The organism is uncultured Aquabacterium sp. (assembly GCF_913773725.1).
Classification (GTDB): Bacteria; Pseudomonadota; Gammaproteobacteria; order Burkholderiales; family Burkholderiaceae_C; genus Aquabacterium.
In genome coordinates, this window is sequence record NZ_CAJYGK010000017.1 from 1 (window position 1) to 15,138 (window position 15,138).

Consider the following 15,138-nt stretch of genomic DNA (forward strand, 5'->3'; position numbering starts at 1 on the left):
GCCCCCGGCAACCAGCACGGCGCAGGCCAGGTCATGAAAGCGCCGAGCCTGATTGGCCTGCTCGGCCCAGCGCGCATCGGTGTTGTAGCTGGGCCAACGGAGGTGCGCATCGTCCAGCTGCTCCAACTCCGACAGGAAGCGCCGGAGATTGGTGATGGCCCGCTCGCTCTTGTGGTTGAGGAGGGCAAGGCAAGCAGCCGAAACCGGGAAGCCCAGCACGAGCCATTCGACTGGCAGCCCTTGCCCGCGCTGTCCGCGCAAGGCCACCAGGGCCGCCAGCAGGCTTACCACCAGCGTCACGTAAAGGGCCAATGCCTGTTGGCGTTGGGTGATGCGGGCATTGACCTCCTGGTATGCCGCAATGAAGCGATAGTTGGCGTCGACGGATTCCTTGCTCATTGCAGCATGCTACTGCCAGCCTGTGTGCCGCCGCACGCGCCAGCCCATCACCAAGCCCACGCCGGCAAAGAGCAGGAACACCCACCCGGACACCGCGCCGGCCATGATGCCGGACAGCAGCGTGCCCACCGTGCATCCCAACGCCAGCATGGCCCCCATTCCCATCAAGGCCCCTCCGAGCAGATTGCGCAAGAGCGCCGACAACGAGGGGCGCTGCAGCCGGAAGTCGCCGGCCAGCACCGCAGCCGCGAGCGCCCCCAGAACCAGCCCGACCACAAAGGCGCCGTTGTGAGACCACAGCGTCTCCTTCACGGCGGTGGCACAGCCTCGAAACGAGTCCAGCCCTTCCAGACGCTCCGGCAGCCAGGCCTGTCGATCGGCCAGCGTGCGGGCCAGACTGCCGAGTTCGGACGTGACGCCCAGTGGCTGCACACGCAGAAAGGCCACCACGGCGAGTCCGCCGATGAGCAGTCCGCCAACATGGGCGGGCCAGCGACGCTGCCACCAAGCAGGCGTGGACGACGAGGTGGCGGGGGGGCATCGGTGCCACAAGGACAGCAAGACGGCCAGCCCCCCCAGACTCAACAGCTGAAGCGCAAGCGACCCCTCGTAGCCCACCAGATGGGGCAGCCACAGGACCGGTGCCTCCTGGATGTAGCCCAGGTAGAGCGGGTTCCAGACCCTCAGACCCAGGATGAATCCGAGGAGATTGCCCAGCAGGGCTGCCGGTGCGGTCAGCACACCTTCACCGAGGCGGTAGAGCTGCGCACTGACACATGAGCCAGCCAACGCCATGCCCACGCCGAACAGCAACGCAGCCCCCGCCAGCACAGCGCTCACAGGGCCGATGTGGGCCCCCGGAGGAAGACGCCCCGGCGCAGGATCGGGAAGGAATGCGCCGAACACCGCGTGGTAGCCCAGCGTCCCGACAGCCAGTGCAGCAAGGATGCCCAAAAGCCCCCTGGCATCGCGCTGCTCGAGAAAGTCCCGGCTCACACAGTAGAAGCAGAAGCGCGAGCGCTGCAGGAAGATCCCGAACAACACCCCCAGGAACAGAGACAGCGCGAGGGCTCGCCCACCCGGCTGGTCAGCCAGATGGCGATGAAGCAAAAAGGCCGTGCTCAGCACGGCCCCGGTCGACAGGAGCGCGACCACAGAGGGCTGCATCCTGCCCACCACAGGCTCTGACAACGCCATGCTCATCAACGGCCGCCCCACACGGTCCCCGCGGGGTTGTTGACCGGCACGCCGACGGCATTGCCATACTCGGTCCACGAGCCGTCGTAATTGCGCACGTCATAGCCCAGCAGCTTTTTGAGCGCAAACCACGTATGGCTCGAACGCTCACCGATGCGGCAGTAAGTGATCACGGGCCGCTTGCCGTCGACACCCACCCCTGCGTAGAGCTTGCGCAGCTCCTCGACGGGCTTGAATGTGCCGTCAGCGGCCACTGCCTGCGCCCAGGGTACGTTCACCGCGCCGGGGACATGGCCGGCGCGCACGGCGAGCTCCTGCACACCGGCGGGAGCAAAGACCTTGCCATTGAATTCGTCCGCAGAGCGAATGTCCACCAGGGCCGCGTTGCTCTTCCTCTCGGCCACGGCAACCACGTCACTCAGGCGCGCTCGCAACTGCAGGTTTGCGGCAGAGACCTGCACGTTGCCCGCAGCGGGCGTGGCCGCGATGGGCGAAAGCGCACGGCCCTCAGCCTCCCACTTCTTTCGCCCGCCATCCAGCAGCTTCACGTTCTTGACGCTGTAGACGTCCAGCACCCAGGCGCCCCAGGCCGCAAACCAGTTGTTGTTGTCACCGTAAAGAATGACCGTGCTGTCCTGGTTGACGCCAGCCGCACGCAGCTTCTTCTCCAGATCTTTCTGTGAAACGATGTCCCGCCGCACAGGGTCGACCAGATCGGTGTGCCACTCGAAGTTCACTGCACCCGGAATGTGCCCTCGCTCGTACACGCCGGGCACCACGCTCACCTCGATCACCTTGACCTTCGGGTCATTGAGGTTCTTGTCGAGCCAGTCGGTGCTGACAAGGTAGGGTGAAGTGTTGTTGGCGAGAGCCGGCAGGGTGACCAGCCAGGCAGCAGCCAGGAGGAGCTTCTTGTATGTCTTCATGAGGGCCTCGGTTGCGGTTGATCGGCGGCGAACTGGCACTGTCGTGTACCGTCAGATCGCCACACAAAGTTTGATCAACCCGCTAAGCACTGTGAACTGACCGATTTGCATGAGCACATGCACAAAACCAGACAGCGGGGATATCGCCGGCATCCCCGCTGCCAACAGGGCTCGGAAGGGTCAGAACTGCGGTCCGCCAAAACCGCCTTCGTCATGATGAGGCGTCGCCGGTGCCTTCGGCTCGGGGAGAGTCGAGACGATGGCCTCCGTGGTGAGAATCAGCGAAGCCACCGACGCGGCGTTCTGCAGCGCCGTGCGTGTCACCTTGGCCGGATCCAGCACGCCCTGCTCCACCAGATCACCGTAGGTGTCATTGGCCGCGTTGTAGCCGAAGTTGCCCGAGCCTTCCAGAACCTTGTTGACGACCACCGAAGCCTCCCCACCGGCGTTGGCCACGATCTGGCGCAGCGGGGCCTCGATCGCGCGCAGCACCAGTTCGATGCCGGCGTCCTGATCGGCGTTGTCGCCCTGAATCCGGCCCACCGCTTTCTTGGCACGCAGCAGGGCCACCCCGCCACCGGGCACGATGCCCTCTTCCACGGCAGCGCGGGTAGCATGCAGGGCATCCTCCACACGGGCCTTCTTTTCTTTCAGCTCGACCTCGGTCGCGGCACCCACCTTGATGACGGCCACCCCGCCGGCCAGCTTGGCCACGCGTTCCTGCAGCTTCTCGCGGTCGTAGTCAGAGCTCGCCTCGGCGATCTGAGCCCGGATCTGCTTGACACGGGCTTCGATGTCGGCGGCATCACCGGCACCATCGATCAGCGTGGTGTGTTCCTTGCCCACCTCCACGCGTACCGCCTGGCCCAACTCGGCCAGCGTCACCTTGTCCAGCGTCAGACCCACCTCTTCAGCGATGACCTTGCCGCCGGTCAACGTGGCGATGTCTTCAAGGATGGCCTTGCGGCGGTCGCCGAAGCCAGGCGCCTTCACAGCCACGACCTTCAGGATGCCCCGGATGGTGTTGACCACCAGGGTAGCCAGGGCCTCGCCTTCCACCTCCTCTGCAATGATCAGCAACGGGCGATTCGCCTTGGCAACCTGCTCCAGCGTGGGCAGCAGGTCACGTATGTTGCTGATCTTCTTGTCGAACAGCAACACGAACGGGTTGTCGAGCACAGCCAGCTGGCGGTCGGGGTTGTTGACAAAGTAGGGCGAGAGGTACCCGCGGTCGAACTGCAGGCCTTCGACCACATCCAGTTCGTTGTGGAGCGACTTTCCATCCTCGACCGTGATGACGCCCTCCTTGCCGACCTTGTCGATGGCGTCGGCGATGATCTGACCGATGTCCCAGTCGGAGTTGGCCGAGATGGCGCCGACCTGGGCGATCTCCTTGGAGGTGGTGGTCGGCTTGGCCAGCTCCTTGACTTCGGCAACCAGGGCCACCACGGCCTTGTCGATGCCACGCTTCAGATCGGTCGGATTCAGTCCGGCCGCGACGTACTTGAAGCCCTCGCGCACGATGGCCTGCGCCAGCACAGTGGCCGTGGTGGTGCCGTCACCGGCGTTGTCAGAGGTCTTGGATGCGACTTCCTTGACGAGCTGGGCACCGATGTTCTCGTACGGATCCCGGAGTTCGATTTCCTTGGCGACGGACACGCCGTCCTTGGTCACGGTGGGTGATCCGAAGGACCGCTCGAGCACGACGTTGCGGCCCTTGGGACCGAGGGTGACCTTGACGGCATTGGCCAGGATGTCGACGCCACGAACAATCTTGGCACGGGCGTCGTCGCTGAACACGACTTGTTTGGCAGGCATGAAAGCTCCAGAGAAGAGAAGAAGGCGAAGAAGGATCAGTCTTCGATCACAGCCAGGACATCGTCCTCGCGGATGACGAGCAGCTCGTGGCCGTCGACCTTGACCGTCTGCCCGGCGTACTGACCAAACAGAATGCGGTCGCCCGGTCGAACTTGGGGAACAACAAGACCGCCATCGCTGCCACGCTTGCCGGGACCGACGGCCACGATTTCGCCCTGCTCCGGCTTCTCACCAGCCGAGCCTGGTAACACGATGCCGCCGGCTGTCCTGAGTTCGGGCTCGCTGCGGCGCACGATAAGACGGTCTTGCAAAGGGCGCAGAGACATGAAGAGACACTCCTGAGACGATGAAGCCCCGACGTGCGGGGCTTCGTTTGAAACGAGGTCTCACTCTACCTATACGGGGTTGGCCGTGATTGGAGAAATCGTCAGCTGCTCATGCCATATGCGCTCATGCACGGCCGCGCCCTCATGCCCGCAGATGTCGATTGAAAAAGGCCAGCGTCCGTTGCCAGGCCAAGGTGGCGGCCGTCTGGTCGAATCGCGGTGTGGTGTCATTGTGAAAGCCGTGCTGCGTGCCGGGGTAGAAATGGACCTCATGCCGAACGCGGGCCTGCTTCAAGGCCTCCTCATACTTCGGCCAACCCGCGTTGATGCGCTCGTCATGCTCGGCGTAATGGATCAGCAGCGGCGCCCTGATGCGCCCCACCTCCTCGGCCGGCGGTTGACCACCATAGAAGGGCACGGCGGCATCGAGTTCGGTCAGTTGCACGGCCAGATGGTTGGCCACGCTGCCGCCATAACAGAAGCCCACCACACCCGTCTTGCCGTTACCCTCGGGGTGCGCCTTCAGCCAGCGAGCGGCGGCCACGAAATCCGCACGCGCGCGCGCCGGATCGAGCGTCTGAAACAGCGCGCGCGCCTTGTCCTCGTCCCCCGGGTACCCCCCCAGTGAGGACAAGGCGTCCGGCGCCACAACGATGAAGTCCTCCAGCGCGAGCCGGCGCGCAACATCCGCGATGTGGGGATTCAGCCCACGGTTCTCGTGTGCGACGAGCACGGTAGGCAACTTGCCGCTGGCTCGAGCAGGTTTGACCACATAGCCTTGCACCGTCCCGTGCCCCTGCGGCGACGGGATCTCGACATACGCGGTCACCAGCCTTGGGTCTTCAGGCGACACTTGCTGGGCCTGCGCAAAGTTCGGAGCCAGTTGAGCCAGCAGCATCTCGGCAGAGACGGCCGCCGTTGTGTACTTGCCTGCCCCTTGCAGGAAGCCACGACGGTCCAGCTGACCATGGACATACTGGTCAAACAAACGAAGCACTTCGGGTGCAAAGTCTCTGGCTGTCAGACGGGACATGCTCTCTCCTGTTGGATGTGAATTGGACGGCGGCAGTTCATCTTTCAACGTTCCGCTGCGTCTGCCTGCTCCAAGGCTTCGAAGTAGGCGCGACTGCTGTAGCGCTCCGACACACGCTGGGCGAGATGGGGCACATCGATCACGCCGTTGCGTTGGGCGTAAGCCTCATACCCGGCTTTCAACTCGGCCAGCTTTTCTGCGTGCTGCGCAGCCAGATCGATCTGTTCAGCGCGGTCTGTGCGCAAGTTGAACAGCTGCCAATCGCCTGTACCGGTAGGCGGTGCGTCCAGAACGATCTTCCAATCGCCCTGCCGATAGGCCTTGCGGCCGAACAGTTCCCATCCTTGCTCAAAGCGGCCCGCTGAGGGCACACCGCCCTCGAACAGGCTCACCAGGGAACGCCCCTGAAGCGGGGCGACGGGTCGGCCACCCAACTGCTCCGGATGAGACACACCAGCCAGTTGCAGCAAGGTGGGCGCCACATCGGTCACGTGACCCGGCACCGCCACGACCTGCCCCGCATGACGCCCACCCGGCCATCGGACGATGGCCGGAACCGTCGTGCCACCTTCGTGGCTGTATCCCTTGTAGAGATTGAAAGGCAACGCGCTGACCTGGGCCCAGTTCGGCCCGTAGGAGGCGTACGAGCTCGCACGCCCGATGTTCGATACCCTGTTATCGCGAGGAATGGCACTGGCGCGGTCCGAGACGTTCGCCCCCTCGGCTCCGTTGTCTGACATGAACAGGATGACCGTGTTGTCGTACTGCCCGGACGCCTTGAGCTGCGAGATGACCTTGCCGATGTTGCGGTCCATGATGTCGACCATGGCGGCATACACCGCCATCCGGCGCGCTTCCTGCGCTTGTTGCTGCGCTGTCAGTCTCTGCCATGCGGGAAAGAGCGACAGCATCCGGGCGGGACGAAAGTCTTTGGGTAGGAGACCAAGCGCCTTCTGCTTCTCCAGACGCGCCTGGCGAACCGGCTCGTATCCGGCCTGATAGCGCGCCACGTACTTCTGGATCACCGATTCGGGCGCCTGGAGCGGCCAGTGTGGCGCGGTGAATGTCAGGTAAGCGAAGAAGGGCCGTCGATCGTCTTGCGCCTCCTTCAGGTAGGACACCAGCTTGTCGGCGTAGAAATCACTCGAGTAAAAGTCGGACGGGACCGTCGTCAACTTGCCGTCCTCGCGGTAGTACGGCTCGGCCGGGTTGATGCGCGAGTTCCACGGCTGCGCGTAGTGGTCGTCCGCACCACGAAGCAACGCGAACGAACGATCGAAGCCCCTCGCCTTCGGGCTGCGCTCCTCGGTCAATCCCAAGTGCCACTTACCGGACATGTACGTACGGTAGCCCGCCTGTTGCAGGAGCTGAGGAAAAGCCACGACACGGTCATTGAGGTAGCCCTCATACCCGGGTTTGCCTCGCTGCTCCTCGACCGTCAGCTCTGCCATGCTGCCAATGCCGGCCACATGATGGTCCACCCCCGACAGAAGCATGGAGCGCGTGGGCGAACACGTGGCACCCGAGTGGAAATCGGTCAGGCGCACGCCTTCCCGGGCGATGCCGTCCAGGTTGGGCGTGTCGATCTCCCCTCCAAACGCGCCAATGTCGGAGAAGCCCAGGTCGTCTGCCAGGATGACCAGTATGTTCGGCCTGCCCTTTGCTGATCCCTCCGCAGACTGGGCGTGGCCCACGCTCAGCGCCACAAGCACCGAGACCGCCAGGGTCGTTCTGGCCTGGCTGAAAAGAAAGCGAAAGGACCCGCCGGGCGACGCGGACGAGTTCGACACGGGACGAAGGGGCTTCATGGCTGTGTTGGTCGTGGTGAAGAGAGAGGTGGGCGAGGGCCCGAGCGGGTGATGGTCCTGAACCCGACATGCGAGGTGGCAAGGTCCGCCTCATGTGCTTCGCGAGCCGATGCGCGATAGCGCACGCAGTAGTCCGGCGCGCAAAGAAACGAGCCGCCCTTGATGACAACGCGTCGGCCCTGCCCCTCGGTTCGCGCTCGCAGCACGGCCGGGTCTCCGTTCGCGTGTGGCTGACGGGCACCCGTATAGGCATCGAGCGTCAGCTCCCAGGCATTGCCGATCATGTCGTGCAGGCCCCACCGATTGGCGGGATAGCACCCAGCAGGTGCCAAACCGGCGTGCCCGTCCTCGGCCAGATCCAGCAAAGGGAAGCTGCCTTGCCAATAGTTTGCCGTCGGGCGCCCACGGGCGTCGCGAGGCGCAGCGTCCAAGCCCGGGTCCAGACGCCCCGCCTTGGCTGCATGCTCCCATTCCGCTTCGGTGGGCAGGTCACGACCCAGCCACCGCGCGTAGGCGAGGGCATCGGCCAGCGTGACAAGCACAACCGGGAATGCCTCGCGTCCCCGCAGGTCGCTACCCGGCCCTCCCGGATGCCGCCAGTTCGCACCCGGCACAAAGCGCCACCACGCCAGACCACGAGACAAGTGGGAAGCTGGCGTGGGCGCCTCGAACACGGCACCGCCCCCTTGGCGCTCGGCCTCGGTGACATAGCCTGAATCCTTCACGAAAGCGGCAAACTGCGCGTTGGTCACCTCGGTCCGATCCATCCAGAAGCCGCGGACCCTGGTCAGGCCGGTTGCGGACTGCTCGTCGGGATATCCCTTTCGGGAGCCCAACTGGGTCCACCCTGTGGGAACCCACACCTGCCCAGCGTGTGCTCGGGTCACAAGGTCAGGGGGAACAGCCTGCAACGAGGACAGACAGGCAGACCATGCTGGCTTTGCACAACCCATCGACAGGAATGCAGCCGCCAGGATCGCATGCCAGGCGGCACGAGTCGCCCTCATCTGGCTGCCCCTGCTCCGGCATCGCTCCCTGCCAGCGCGCGGGCCTTGTCAATCTGCGCTTGAATGCGAGCGCGAACCTCCGTATCGGCCGGCGCGCGCGCGAGCAGGGCCTGCCAGCGCGCGATCGCCAGGGCATGATTCCCACGCTCGAACGCTGCGCTGCCCAGCAGGGCCAGCGCCTGCACGTGGTCAGGGTCGAGCTTCAGCGCCTGCTCCAGCACCTGCTCGGGTTCACCGCTGAGCCGCTGTCCGCGCGCCATGCCCAGCGTCACCGCGTACTCGGTGAGCTGATCCGCATCGGGCGGGACAAGCTGCAACAGCCGCCGCCATGCGACCACGGCGTCGTCGAAGCGCTGCAGCGTCTCGTACGAGCGGATCAGCTTGCGCCAGCCGTCCACATCGTCCGGCTGCTTCTGCAGGCGGCTCGCCAGGCGCTGAACCATGGCCTCGACCTCGATCGCCCCGCCCTCACCGGATGGAGCGACAACCGCCTGCTGATGCGGCACGCGAGCAGACCACATGCCAGGCTGTCCCACTGCCAGGTACCCCACCACAGCCCCCGCCAGAAGGGCACCTGACACAGCCATGCCTGCACCCCGTGCAACACGCCACCACGGGCGGAGCACGGCAATCACCGGCACAGCCGACAAGGCCAGTGCACCGGACACAAACACGGTATCGGACGGGGTCATGCTGGCCTCCCATGGCGGGGGCGCAATGAGAGCGCCTCGTCCTCGAAGTACGATGGCACCGAGGGGGGCACATCGACAAGGTCCTCATCTCGCAGCCTTCGGGAACGCATGGCCAAGGCCAGCCCTGCCAGGGCCAGCAGCAGCATCGCCACCGGCCCGATCCAGAGCGCGAGGGTGGCGGCTTGCACAGGAGGGCGGTACAGCACAAAGGCGCCGTAACGCTGGACCATGAAATCACGCACCTGCTGGTCGCTCGCGCCGGCCACCAACTGGCTGCGTACGACCTCGCGCAACTGCACTGCCAGCGGCGCATGCGAATCCGCCACGCTCTGGTTCTGGCAGACCAGGCAACGCAACTCGGCCGCCAGCGCGTGCACCCTGTCTTCCAGCACGGCGTCGGTCATGGCCACATTCGGTACGGCTCCAGCCGTCGACTCGACCGCGTGCGCACCGGGCATGCCGCCCAGGGCCAGAGCCAGGGCCAAAAGGCCGATACAGACGAGATGGTCACGCACGCTGCAACTCCCGGATCAGGGGCAGCAAGGTCTGCTGCCAGTCGGCCTCGCTCAACGGACCGGTGAACTTGTGGCGGATGCGCCCGCGCTTGTCGATCACGAAGGTTTCCGGCACGGCGACCACGCCGAACTCGATCCCCACGCGGCCGTCGGCGTCGGACACCGTTACGAGATAGGGGTTGCCATGCCTGGAAAGCCAGGCGCGAGCACGGTCCGCTTCGTCCTGGTAGTTCAGGCCGACCAGAGGCACCCCGCCGGCCTTCGCTCGATCCAACAGAACAGGATGCTCGCGCAGGCAGCTGGTGCACCAGGACGCCCACACATTGAGCAACCAGACCTGCCCCCGGAGGTCTGCAGGCCGAAAGGTGCCGACGTCAGCGCGTGCCGACGTCAGGATGGGGGCGGTGAAGGCCGGCACATCGCGGCCGACCAGCGGAGACGGCAACACGGCCGGATCACCGCCATCGGCCTGGTGACGGAGACCGAGAGCCAGGGTGGCAGCGATCGCCGCGAACAGGGCCAATGGCAGAACAAAGCGGCTCATACTCGCCCTCCCTTCAGATGCCCGACCAGGGGCGATGGAGCCCTGAGGCCGGCCTGTGGAAGTGGCTCTGACGCACCTTGGCGCTCACTGAATGAGCGAGACCGGTTTCGTCGGTACCGGGCATCACAAGCAGACACCAGCCCCCCGATGGCAATGACCAGCACCCCGGCCCAGACCCAGCTCATGAAAGGCTTGACTTGCACGCGCACCCCCCAGGCGCTGTCGGGCCCGGTGTCGGCCAACGACACATACAGGTCGCGGGTCCAGCCGCGGTCGATCGCGGCCTCCGTCATGGGCATGCGCTGCACCACGTACAGGCGCTTCTCGGGGTACAGGGTCGCCAGCCGCTGCCCGTCCCGCGACACCTCGAAGGTTGCCCGTGCAGCGACATAGTTCGGACCTTGCGCGCGCTGAAGTTCCTGGAAAGCAAAGCGGTAATCGCCCACTTGCACGGCCTGCCCGACCTGCAGGCTCGCGTCCTGGACGTGATCCAGCCCGCGTGCCAGCGTCACGCCGGCCACGAACACACCGACACCCAGATGCGCCACCACCATGCCCCACCAGGCGGCCGGGATGCGCGCCACGGCACGGGGCCAGCTTCGCGCTGCCACGCCCTGCACACGGCGCGCAACCAGATGCACCGTGCCCACACCAATCCACACGGCCAGCAAGAGTCCGCCGGCCACCCCGGCCGACAGGCGTGCCCAGATACCGGCGGCCAGCAGGGTCACTGCCGCGGCAGCCAGCCACACCGGCCAGGCCCCGCGCAGGCGGGTCCACAGCGCGTCCCATGTGTCGCGTTTCCAGTTCACGAACGGCCCCAACGCCAACAGCCCGAGCAGAGGCAGCATCAAGGGCACAAAAACGGCCTCGAAATACGGTGGCCCCACGGAGATGCGCGCCCCGGTGATCGCATCGAGGGCCAGCGGATACAGCGTGCCCAAAAGGATGGTGGCAGCGCTGACCAGCAGAAAGACATTGTTGAGCAGCAACCCCGTCTCGCGCGAGAGCAGGTCGAATCGCCCGCCCAACCCGATGCGGGGTGCGCGCCACGCATACAGCGCCAGGGAGCCGCCAATGACAACGACCAGGAAGGCGAGGATGTAGAGGCCCCGCCGGGGGTCGCTCGCAAAGGCATGCACCGAGGTCAGCACGCCCGAGCGGACCAGAAAGGTGCCCAGCAGCGACAGCGAGAACGCGAGGATGGCCAGCAGCACCGTCCAGCTCTTGAAGCTGCCGCGCTGCTCGCTCACCGCGAGCGAGTGCAGCAGGGCCGTGGCCACCAGCCAGGGCATGAAGGAGGCGTTCTCGACAGCATCCCAGAACCACCAGCCGCCCCATCCCAGCTCGTAATAAGCCCAGAAGCTGCCCAGCAGGATGCCCAGCGTCAGAAAGCTCCAGGCAGCGAGGGTCCACGGGCGCGACCAGCGGGCCCATTCGGCGTCCAGTCGGCCGCTGAGGAGTGCCGCGATCGCGAACGCAAATGCCACCGAGAGCCCGACATAGCCCATGTAGAGCAGTGGCGGGTGAAAAATCATGCCCGGGTCCTGCAGCAGCGGGTTCAGATCCTGCCCATCCGGCGGCGCGGGCAGCGCACGGTCGAACGGGTTGGACGTGAACAGCGTGAAGCTGAGGAAGCCGATGCTGACGAGGCCGAGCACGGCGAGCACGCGGGCGAGCATGTCAGGGGAGAGACGCCGGCTGAAGGCGGCCACCGCGAGCGTCCAGCCGGACAGCATGAGTTGCCACAACAACAACGAGCCCTCGTGGCCGCCCCAGGTCGCGGCCACCCGCAAGGGCCAGGGCAGCAGGCCGTTGGCGTGCTGGCTGACATAGGCCACGGACCAGTCCATCTGCACGAACGCGGCCACCAGCAGCCCGAACGCCGCGCCCACCAGCACGAACTGCGCCACGGCCAGAGGCCGGGCAAGCGCCATCCAATGTGCACGCCCGGTGTGAGCCCCCCATAGGGGCACGCTGCCCAACAGCAAAGCCACGCCCAGCGCCAGAATGAGCGCCCACTGTCCCAACTCGGCCGTCATTGGCTCACCTTTCCTGTGCCCTCAGCGGCGCCCGGGCCTGCTCGAGCGCCCTGGCCGCTTCGGGCGGCATGTAGTTCTCATCGTGCTTGGCCAGCACCTCGTCCGCCGCAAACCGGCCATCGGGCTGCAAGCGGCCCTGCGCGACCACGCCCTTGCCCTCCTTGAAGAGATCGGGCAACAGCCCGGCGTATTGCACTTCCACCCGTTGCACCGTGTCGGTCACCACAAAGCGATGGCCCAGGCCATCGGCCGCCCGGCGATGGCTGCCAGCCTCCACCATGCCGCCGATGCGGAAGCTGCGGCCCTGGGGCGCCTCACCCCGGCTGACCTGCGAGGGCGTGAAGAAAAACACCAGATTCTGTTGAAACGCCTGCAGGACGAAGAAGACCGCCAAGCCGAGCAGGGCCATGCCGGCGACCGCCAGAGCGAGACGCTGGTGTCGCGGCTTCATGGCGCAGCCTCTTCGTGCGCCAACCCTTCGGCGGCCTCATCCACCCAGCTCACCCGCAGGGCATTGCGCAAGCGACGATCGGCGCGGCGCAACAGCGCGGCCTCGATGCCCAGGGCCAGCGCCACCACGCCGAACGATCCCCACACATACAGCCCGTAGCCGCCCATGTCGACGAAGGCGTGCCAGCTCGTCCAGTTCATCGCACCACTCCGGGCTGGTGGGACGCCAGCAGCGACCGAACCCAGGTAGCATCGGCCTCGCGCTGCAGGATGAGCATGCGAAGACGATGCAACACCACCGCCGCGGCCCAGGCCCACAGCGCCACGGTGCACAGCAGCATGCCCGCGAGCATCGGAGCAGCCATCGTGGGCGCCGACCCGAGGCTCACCGAAGCGCCCTGGTGCAAGGTGTTCCACCACTGCACGGAGAAATAGATCACCGGGACATTGACCACGCCGACCAGGGTCAGCAAGGCGCCCGCCCGGTCGCCCCGGCGCGGATCATCGATGGCCGACTGCAGCGCCATCACGCCGAGGTAAAGGAACAGAAGGATGAGTTCGGAGGTCAGGCGGGCATCCCAGACCCACCAGGTTCCCCAGGTGGGCTTGCCCCACAAGGCCCCGGTCCACAAGGCCAGAAAGGTGAACAGTGCGCCGGTCGGGGCAATCGCCCGCGCCATCAGCGACGACACCCGGGTCTGGAACACCCATCCAAGCCCGGCCCAGAACGCCATGGCCACGTACAGCACCATCGACAGCCAGGCCGCCGGCACGTGCACGAAGATGATGCGATACGCCTCGCCCTGCTGGTGGTCGGTGGGCGCCACCAGCAGCCCGACATACAGGCCGATGACCGCGGTGACAGCAGCCAGCGCGAGCGCCCACGGGCGAAGCTGTCCGGCCAGGCGAAAGGCAGCCGGGGGCGATGCAAAGCGCCAGAAGCCTCGGGCTGCCGCGCCCCCGTCGGGTTGCCGATGCCGCAACCAGGTGGTGGTCGTACTCATTGCAGTTCCTTGACGATCACGGAGTCCGCCTCATCCCACAGACACCTTCAGGCTGTGCGCCGCAGCCCAGGGCGCGACAACCAGCGTGAAGGCCAGCAAGGCGGCCAGAAGATAGAAATGAGCAGCCAGGCCCTGGCCACTGCCATGGGCCACCACGGAACCGGCCCCGAAGATCAGCACCGGCACGAGCAGCGGCAACACCAGCAGGTTGACCAGCACGCCCCCCCCCCTGCAGGCCCAGCGTGAGGGCCGCCCCGATGGCACCCACCAGGCTCAGAACGGGGGTGCCGAGTGCGAGGCTGCCGGTCAGCACCGCGATGGCCGGCGGCGGCAGGTCGTACTGCAATGCGAGCAGAGGCGACAACAACACCAGCGGCAGGCCGCTGACGAGCCAGTGCGCCGCGACCTTGGCCAGCACGATCAGGCTCAGCGGCTCAGGGGACAGCAGCAACTGCTCGAGCGTGCCGTCAGCATGGTCGAGCGCAAACAGGCGCCCCAGCGACAGCGTGGACGAGAGGAGCGCGGCCACCCACAGGATGCCCGGGGCCATGCCGCGCAGCGTGTCGCGCTCGGGACTGACCGCAAGCGGAAAAAGACAGGCCACCACCAGAAAGAAGCTCAACGTGGTCCACACATCGGATTGGCGTCGGAAGGCGAGCAGCAGATCCCGGTGGAGCACGGTCAGAAAGACCCGCCCCATCAGACCGTCCCCCGCATCGCCGGCACCCCGAGCCGGATCGTGTGGTGGCGACGGGCCGCCAGCCTGCGCGGCTGGTGTGTGGTGTAAGCCAACACCGCCCCGTGCGCCAGACGTTCGGCCAGCACCTCGGCCAGTGCATCACTCGACGCTTCATCCAGCGCGTTGAAGGGCTCGTCGAGCAACAGTACGCCAGGGCTCAAGGTGAGGGCGAGCCGCGCCAGCACCGCACGCCGGCGCTGGCCCTGTGAAAGGGCCCTAGCCGGAAGATGAGCGCGTGCCCTCAGCCCGAAGCGATTCAGCGCGCGCCGCAAGCTGTCATCGGATACACACAGACCAGCCATGCTCGCGGCCGCCCTCAGATTTTCTGTTGCGCTCAGATCGTCCTTCAGCGCAGGGGCGTGACCGATGTAGATCACAGAACGAGCCTGCCTGTCCACCTGACCTTGAATCGGATCGGACAGACCGGCCAGGATGCGCAGCAACGTCGTCTTTCCGGCGCCGTTGGGCCCGGCAATGAAGAGTGCCTCTCCCGCGGCCAGATGCAGGTTCAGTCCGGAAAACAGCGGCCGCCCGCCGGGGCCGCCCGCCAGATCGGAGGCGCTGAGCAGGGCTGCATGGTGGTCGGTGGAATCCGGGGGCAACAACATGGGAGGCACTTTATCGACACCGGTGCGACA

At 66.0% G+C, this 15,138-nt stretch carries 17 protein-coding genes and 1 pseudogene; all 18 read right to left on the reverse strand.

What is annotated here, in order from left to right; all coding sequences use genetic code 11:
• On the reverse strand, positions 1 to 399 hold a 399-nt coding region (locus tag QZ709_RS02075), incomplete at its 3' end, for a hypothetical protein (protein ID WP_294635709.1).
• Positions 400 to 408: 9 nt separating this feature from the next.
• Positions 409 to 1,566, reverse strand: coding sequence for a YeeE/YedE family protein (locus tag QZ709_RS02080; protein WP_294635710.1), 1,158 nt, complete (start codon positions 1,564 to 1,566; stop codon positions 409 to 411).
• 35 nt (positions 1,567 to 1,601) lie between these two features.
• The gene (locus tag QZ709_RS02085) at positions 1,602 to 2,522 is read right to left on the reverse strand and encodes a sulfurtransferase (RefSeq protein ID WP_294635711.1); all 921 of its coding nucleotides are present in this window, start codon (positions 2,520 to 2,522) and stop codon (positions 1,602 to 1,604) included.
• Positions 2,523 to 2,702: 180 nt separating this feature from the next.
• A complete protein-coding gene (gene groL, locus QZ709_RS02090) occupies positions 2,703 to 4,340 on the reverse strand; it encodes a chaperonin GroEL (RefSeq protein ID WP_294635712.1) in 1,638 nt (545 codons plus the stop codon).
• 35 nt (positions 4,341 to 4,375) lie between these two features.
• Entirely contained in the window at positions 4,376 to 4,666 is a 291-nt protein-coding gene (locus QZ709_RS02095) for a co-chaperone GroES (protein ID WP_294635713.1), read from the reverse strand.
• 142 nt (positions 4,667 to 4,808) lie between these two features.
• Positions 4,809 to 5,699, reverse strand: a complete 891-nt coding sequence (locus QZ709_RS02100; RefSeq protein ID WP_294635735.1) for a dienelactone hydrolase family protein — start codon at positions 5,697 to 5,699, stop codon at positions 4,809 to 4,811.
• Between the two features lie 44 nt (positions 5,700 to 5,743).
• Positions 5,744 to 7,507: an arylsulfatase gene (locus QZ709_RS02105; RefSeq protein ID WP_294635714.1), complete on the reverse strand. Its 1,764-nt coding sequence runs from the start codon at positions 7,505 to 7,507 to the stop codon at positions 5,744 to 5,746.
• Positions 7,504 to 8,514 (reverse strand): SUMF1/EgtB/PvdO family nonheme iron enzyme, encoded by a 1,011-nt coding sequence (locus tag QZ709_RS02110; RefSeq protein ID WP_294635715.1) that lies wholly within the window; start codon positions 8,512 to 8,514, stop codon positions 7,504 to 7,506. The genes QZ709_RS02105 and QZ709_RS02110 overlap by 4 nt, the downstream gene beginning before the upstream one ends.
• A complete protein-coding gene (locus QZ709_RS02115) occupies positions 8,511 to 9,206 on the reverse strand; it encodes a tetratricopeptide repeat protein (RefSeq protein WP_294635716.1) in 696 nt (231 codons plus the stop codon). Before QZ709_RS02115 ends, QZ709_RS02110 begins: the two co-directional genes overlap by 4 nt.
• A complete protein-coding gene (locus QZ709_RS02120; protein WP_294635717.1) occupies positions 9,203 to 9,721 on the reverse strand; it encodes a cytochrome c-type biogenesis protein CcmH in 519 nt (172 codons plus the stop codon). Before QZ709_RS02120 ends, QZ709_RS02115 begins: the two co-directional genes overlap by 4 nt.
• On the reverse strand, positions 9,714 to 10,265 hold the full coding sequence (locus tag QZ709_RS02125; RefSeq protein WP_294635718.1) for a DsbE family thiol:disulfide interchange protein: 552 nt from the start codon (positions 10,263 to 10,265) through the stop codon (positions 9,714 to 9,716). Before QZ709_RS02125 ends, QZ709_RS02120 begins: the two co-directional genes overlap by 8 nt.
• On the reverse strand, positions 10,262 to 12,307 hold the full coding sequence (locus QZ709_RS02130; protein WP_294635719.1) for a heme lyase CcmF/NrfE family subunit: 2,046 nt from the start codon (positions 12,305 to 12,307) through the stop codon (positions 10,262 to 10,264). The genes QZ709_RS02125 and QZ709_RS02130 overlap by 4 nt, the downstream gene beginning before the upstream one ends.
• 4 nt (positions 12,308 to 12,311) lie before the next feature.
• The gene (gene ccmE / locus QZ709_RS02135) at positions 12,312 to 12,758 is read right to left on the reverse strand and encodes a cytochrome c maturation protein CcmE (protein WP_294635720.1); all 447 of its coding nucleotides are present in this window, start codon (positions 12,756 to 12,758) and stop codon (positions 12,312 to 12,314) included.
• Positions 12,755 to 12,958, reverse strand: a complete 204-nt coding sequence (gene ccmD / locus QZ709_RS02140; RefSeq protein ID WP_294635721.1) for a heme exporter protein CcmD — start codon at positions 12,956 to 12,958, stop codon at positions 12,755 to 12,757. The genes ccmE and ccmD overlap by 4 nt, the downstream gene beginning before the upstream one ends.
• Positions 12,955 to 13,761: a heme ABC transporter permease CcmC gene (gene ccmC, locus QZ709_RS02145; protein ID WP_294635722.1), complete on the reverse strand. Its 807-nt coding sequence runs from the start codon at positions 13,759 to 13,761 to the stop codon at positions 12,955 to 12,957. The genes ccmD and ccmC overlap by 4 nt, the downstream gene beginning before the upstream one ends.
• Before the next feature lie 30 nt (positions 13,762 to 13,791).
• Complete coding sequence (locus QZ709_RS21280; RefSeq protein WP_366937133.1) at positions 13,792 to 14,025, reverse strand: heme exporter protein CcmB; 234 nt, start codon at positions 14,023 to 14,025, stop codon at positions 13,792 to 13,794.
• Between the two features lie 16 nt (positions 14,026 to 14,041).
• Positions 14,042 to 14,461 (reverse strand): annotated as a pseudogene (locus tag QZ709_RS21285) (heme exporter protein CcmB); the annotation flags it as partial.
• A complete protein-coding gene (gene ccmA, locus QZ709_RS02155) occupies positions 14,461 to 15,108 on the reverse strand; it encodes a heme ABC exporter ATP-binding protein CcmA (RefSeq protein WP_294635723.1) in 648 nt (215 codons plus the stop codon). The gene ccmA and the pseudogene QZ709_RS21285, both read right to left, overlap by 1 nt.
• Positions 15,109 to 15,138 lie beyond the last annotated feature (30 nt).